At 69.2% G+C, this 1,726-nt stretch carries 1 protein-coding gene; it reads left to right on the top strand.

What is annotated here, in order from left to right:
- Nucleotides 1–120: 120 nt before the first annotated feature.
- Nucleotides 121–1,560 carry an IS1380 family transposase gene (locus BXY45_RS22710; protein WP_109776806.1) on the top strand — a complete coding sequence of 480 codons (1,440 nt, stop codon included), beginning with the start codon at nucleotides 121–123 and terminating at the stop codon, nucleotides 1,558–1,560.
- Nucleotides 1,561–1,726 lie beyond the last annotated feature (166 nt).

A 1,726-nucleotide genomic window follows, 5' to 3' on the forward strand; every position in this document is an offset into this window, starting at 1 on the left:
CCTCGATCCACCGCGTCGGTGCGGGTGAGGGGCTGATCACGTAGGAGCGGGTGTCGATCTACCTGGAACGATGGGACTTGCGAAGGAACCCATCACGACCAGAAGAAGGACACCCGCCAGGTGCGATTCTCCCACCCCACTTACGCCGTCGATGCCGCCTTCGACGAGACCAACCTGCTGCCCGACGCCGGGCTCGTGCCCTTGCTGGCCTTGGCCGAGCGCGCCGGCCTTCACGGCCTGCTCGATGAGCGGCTCACCGTCGCCGGCCGCAAGGGCGTCGGCCACGACGCCCCCGCCAAGATCGTCTCGGTCATCGCGGGGATGGCCGCCGGTGCGGACTGCATCGAGGACCTCGACGTGCTGCGCCACGGTGCCACTGCGGACGTGTTTGGCGGGGTGAAGGCGCCCTCCACCATCGGTTCGCACCTGCGGGCCTACACCTTCGGGCACATCCGCCAGCTGGACGCTGTCTCCTGGCGGCTGCTGCTCGGGTTGCACCGCTGCACCGGGCTCTTGGATGCCCTGGCCGCCACCGGTGCGGTTACGTACGTCGACGTCGATGACACCGTCAAGGAGATGCACGGCTACGCCCAGCAGGGCGTTGCGTTCGGATACTCCAAGGTCAAGGGGCTGAACGCGCAGGTCGCGACCATCTCCACCCCACCGGTCGCTGGTGTTGGCGGTGGCGCTGGTCACGCGGGGGTGGCGCCGGTGATCGCCGCGGCCCGGCTCAGGAAGGGCAACGCCACCTCCTCTCGCGGCACCGGAAAGATCGTTGGTGAGGCCGTCGCGGTCGCCAAGGCCGCGGGCGCGCACACCATCGTGGTGCGGGCGGACTCCGCCTACTACGGGTTCGACCTGGCCGCCGCCGCGGCCAAGGCGAAGGTGAAGTTCTCAGTGACGGCGCGGATGAACGCTTCCATCCGCGCCGCGATCGCCGGCATCGACGAAGACGCCTGGACGTCGATCGAGTATCCCCAGGCGATCTGGGACGAGGACGACCAACGGTGGATCTCCGATGCTGAAGTCGCCGAGGTCACCTACACGGCGTTCACCAGCCGCAAGAAGGCCGAGCACGTGCGCGGGCGGTTGATCGTGCGGCGGGTGAAGCGGTTGAACCCGAAGACTGTTTCTGCTGGTCACAGGTATGAGCAGGGTGAGCTGTTCACCCTGTGGCGCTACCACGTGATCTTCACCGACGTTGATGGGGACACCCTGGAGGTGGAGGCTGCTCACCGGGATCACGCGATCGTCGAGCAGGTCATCGCTGACCTGAAGGGCGGGCCGATGGCGCACCTGCCTTCGGGGAAGTTCACCGCGAACGCCGCGTGGCTGGTGTGCGCGGTCATCTGCCACAACCTGCTACGGGCGGCCGGTCACGTCGCCGGCGGCGCCCTGGTGCGAGCCAGGGCGGCGACGCTGCGGGCACGGTTGGTCGCGGTACCCGCGCGGGTCGTGCGTAGTGGTCGGCGTGTGCGGCTGCGCCTGGCAGCGCGGTGGCGCTGGGGGGCGCACTGGAGTCGGTTCGCAGCGACGGCGGGTCTGAACGCCTCGATCTGAACCACGCCCCGCCGCTGCCGCGGCGGGGCCCCGACGAGCAGGGCATCAGTGGAAGGGCCGGGCAGACCGGCGGCTACCTGCTGCCCACCGAGTGGACCAGCACCGCGAAGCCCCCTCCGCCAAGATCACCTCGCCGCGAGGTCACGACGCGGTGGATCGAGGCTGA

It is taken from the genome of Quadrisphaera granulorum, assembly GCF_003149145.1.
In the GTDB taxonomy this organism is placed as follows: Bacteria; Actinomycetota; Actinomycetes; order Actinomycetales; family Quadrisphaeraceae; genus Quadrisphaera; species Quadrisphaera granulorum.